Source organism: Burkholderia sp. Ac-20384, assembly GCF_017104605.1.
Taxonomy (GTDB): Bacteria; Pseudomonadota; Gammaproteobacteria; order Burkholderiales; family Burkholderiaceae; genus Burkholderia; species Burkholderia lata.
Map to the genome: position 1 here is coordinate 1 of NZ_JAAGPE010000498.1, position 4,101 is coordinate 4,101.

The window sequence follows — 4,101 nt, forward strand, 5'->3', positions numbered from 1 at the left end:
TCGATGCGCGCCAGCCGGCCGCAAAGGGCGCGCCGCAGGCAACGGGTGAGCGCCCCCCGCGCCGCGAGCGTCCGCCGCGCGCCGTCGTCGCACCGAACCCCGTTCCGCCGATCACGTACCCCGAAAGCCTGCCCGTGTCGGGCAAGCGCGACGAAATCGCGCGCGCGATCGCCGGTCATCAGGTTGTCATCGTCTGCGGCGAAACCGGCTCGGGCAAGACCACGCAGCTGCCGAAGATCTGTCTCGATCTCGGCCGCGGCCTCGGCGCCGGCGGCACGGGCCTGATCGGCCATACGCAGCCGCGCCGCCTCGCCGCGTCGTCCACCGGTCGCCGGATCGCCGAGGAACTCGGCACGCCGTTCGGCGAAGTGGTCGGCTACAAGGTGCGCTTCACCGACAATCTCGCGCCGGGCGCGTCCGTGAAGCTGATGACGGACGGGATCCTGCTCGCCGAGACGCAGACCGACCCGCTGCTGAAGGCGTACGACACGCTGATCATCGACGAGGCGCACGAGCGCAGCCTGAACATCGACTTCCTGCTCGGCTACCTGAAGGAAATCCTGCCGAGGCGGCCGGACCTGAAGCTGATCGTCACGTCCGCGACGATCGACGCCGATCGCTTCGCGCGCCATTTCGGCACCGACGAGCGTCCCGCGCCCGTGATCGAGGTGAGCGGGCGGCTGTATCCGGTCGAGATGCGCTACCGGCCGGTGGCCGAGGATCGCCCGGCCGTGAAGAATGCCGAAGGCACGGGCGGCCGCGACCGCGTGAAGACCGCGCGCGAAGCCGAGCGCGACCTGATGGACGCGATCGTCGACGCGGTCGACGAGCTGTGCCGCGAAGGCCCCGGCGACGTGCTGGTGTTCCTGCCCGGCGAGCGCGAGATCCGCGAAGCGGCCGAGGCGCTGCGCAAGCACCACCCGCCGCATACCGAGATCCTGCCGCTGTTCGCGCGGCTCTCGGCGGCCGACCAGGACAAGGTGTTCAAGTCGTCGAATGCGCGCCGGATCGTGCTCGCGACCAACGTGGCTGAAACCTCGCTGACGGTGCCGGGCATCCGCTACGTCGTCGATACCGGCCTCGCGCGCGTGAAGCGCTATTCGTACCGGAACAAGGTCGAGCAACTGCAGGTCGAGTCGATCTCGCAGGCGGCCGCGAACCAGCGCGCGGGCCGTTGCGGCCGCGTGGCCGATGGCGTCTGCATCCGCTTGTACGAGGAAAGCGACTACCAGGCGCGCGCGCGCTTCACCGATCCGGAAATCCTGCGCTCGTCGCTCGCGTCGGTGATCCTGCGGATGAAGTCGCTGCACCTGACGGCGATCGAATCGTTCCCGTTCCTCGAGCCGCCACCCGGCCGCGCGATCGCGGACGGCTACCAGCTGCTCAACGAGCTCGGCGCGGTCGACGACGACAACGCGCTGACGCCGCTCGGCCGCGAACTCGCGCGGCTGCCGCTCGACCCGCGCGTCGGCCGGATGATTCTCGCCGCGCGCGACCAGCAGTCGCTGCGCGAGGTGCTGATCATCGCGAGCGCGCTGTCGGTGCAGGATCCGCGCGACCGCCCGATCGAAGCGCAGGAGCAGGCCGACCAGGCGCACCGCCGGTTTGCCGACGAGCGTTCCGAATTCCTGCAGTGGCTGAAGATCTGGGCGTGGTTCGAAGAGGCCGTCGCGCACAAGAAGTCGAACCGCCAGCTGATCGATGCGTGCCGGCAGAACTTCCTGTCGCACCTGCGGCTGCGCGAGTGGCGCGACGTCCATTCGCAACTGCTGACGGTTGTGCGCGAGCACGGCTGGCGGCTGAACGAAGTCGAGGCGACCTACGAACAGGTCCATCTGGCCCTGTTGACGGGCCTGCTCGGCAACCTCGGCCTGAAGGCCGACGACGATCCGCACTATCTCGGCGCGCGCGGGATCAAGTTCTACCTGTGGCCGGGCTCCGTGCTCGCGAAGAAGGCCGGCCGCTGGGTGATGGCGGCCGAGCTCGTCGAGACGAGCCGGCTGTACGCACGCTGCCTCGCGAAGATCGAGCCCGAATGGGTCGAGAAGATCGGCGCGCATTTGCTGAAGAAATCGCTGTCGGAGCCGCACTGGGAAAAGCGCCCGGCGCAGGTCAGCGCATACGAGCGCGCGACGCTGTACGGGCTGCCGATCTACCACCGCCGGCGCGTCGCGTTCGGCAAGCAGGATCCGTCGCGGGCGCGCGAGCTGTTCATCCGCGGCGCGCTGGTCGAGGGCGAGTTCGACACGAAGCTCGCGTTCTTCGCGCACAACCGCAAGCTGCTCGCCGACATCGAGCAGCTCGAGCACAAGTCGCGCCGGCAGGACGTGCTGGTCGACGACGAGCTGATCTACGCGTACTACGACCAGGCGATTCCGGAAGGCATTCACACGGGCGCCGCGTTCGAGCGCTGGTATCGCGACGAAGTGAAGAAGGGCGGCCAGCCCGAGGACAAGCTGCGGCTGCTGTACCTGTCGCGCGACGACCTGATGCGCCACGAGGCGGCCGGCGTGACGACCGAGCTGTTCCCGAAGCGCGCGACGATGGCCGGCGTCGAGATGGCGCTCACGTATCACTTCGAGCCCGGCACGCCGCGCGACGGCGTGACGCTCGCGGTGCCGCTGTATGCGCTGAACCAGGTCGACGCGCGCCGCTGCGAGTGGCTCGTGCCGGGGATGCTGAAGGAAAAGGTGCAGTTGCTGCTGAAGTCGCTGCCGCAGAAGCTGCGCCGGCATTGCGTGCCGCTGCCCGAGTACGCGGCCGGTTTCGTCGAGCGGATGGGCCGCGAGCGCTTCGGCGCGGGCGGGCTCGTCGAGGCGCTGATCGCCGACGTGCGTGGTGAAACGCAGATCGCGATGAAAACGGCCGACTTCAAGCTGGAAACGCTGCCCGCGCACCTGTTCATGAATTTCAAGGTGATCGACGAGCACGGCCGCCAGCTCGCGATGGGGCGCAATCTCGCGCAGCTTCGCCAGGAGCTGGGCGCGCAGGCGCAGCAGCAGTTCCAGAAGATCGCGGCGGCGTCGACGATCGCGGCGGGCGGCGATGCCGATGACGGCCAGCCCATCGGCCAGGCGCCTGCGACGGCCGCCACGACCGGTGCCGCCGGCCGCAACGCGACGGCCGGCAAGGGCGCGGCGCCGCAGACGGCCGCTCCGGCGGAAGCCGGCGCGACCGCGCTGTACGAGAACCTGACGACGTGGAATTTCGGCAAGCTGCCCGAGCTGCTGGAGATCCGCCGGCGCGGCCAGACGCTGTACGGCTACCCGGCGCTCGTCGATCGCGGCACGCATTGCGACGTCGAAGTGTTCGATTCGCCGGAGGAGGCCGCGCGCATCCACCGGGCCGGCCTGCGGCGGCTGTTCGCGCTGCAGCTGAAGGAGCCGATCAAGTTCCTTGAGAAGAACCTGCCGGGCCTGCGCGAGATGGCGATGCAGTACATGTCGCTCGGCACGCAGGACGAGCTGCGCGACCAGCTGATCGACACGGCGCTCGACCGCGCGTGCCTGCAGGACCCGCTGCCCGACGACGACGCGAGCTTCCACGCGCGCCGCGACGAGGGCCGGAGCCGCCTGAACCTGCTCGCGCAGGAAATTGCGCGGCTGGTCGGGCAGATCCTGGCCGAATACGCGGGGCTCGTGAAGAAGCTCGCGCAGGCGAAGCCGTTCGCGCAGGCCCACGCGGACCTGCAGCAGCAGCTCGGCGCGCTGGTCGGCAAGCGCTTCGTGCTCGATACGCCGTACGCGCAACTGGCGCACTTCCCGCGCTACCTGAAGGGCATCGCGCTGCGGATCGACAAGCTGAAGGCCGATCCGGCGCGCGACGCGAAGCAGTCGGCCGACCTGCTGCCGCTCGCCCAGCAGTACCAGCGCGCGGTGTCGCAGCGCGGCGGCGTCGCCGATTCGCGGCTCGCGGAATTCCGCTGGCTGCTCGAGGAACTGCGGATTTCGCTGTTCGCGCAGGAACTGCGCACGCCGATGCCTGTCTCTGTCAAGCGTCTGCACAAGGTCTGGGAGTCGATGCAGCGCTAGCGCAACATCGGTTTCCCGAGCCCGCACCGGCGGCCGGCCCCGGCCGGTCGCGCGGCGCCTGCCGCGCCGG

At 69.6% G+C, this 4,101-nt stretch carries 1 protein-coding gene; it reads left to right on the forward strand.

Annotation, left to right across the window (positions count from 1 at the left end):
- Window positions 1-110 precede the first annotated feature (110 nt).
- The gene (gene hrpA, locus G3O00_RS40515) at window positions 111-4,031 is read left to right on the forward strand and encodes an ATP-dependent RNA helicase HrpA (RefSeq protein WP_206146354.1); all 3,921 of its coding nucleotides are present in this window, start codon (window positions 111-113) and stop codon (window positions 4,029-4,031) included.
- Window positions 4,032-4,101: the final 70 nt, after the last annotated feature.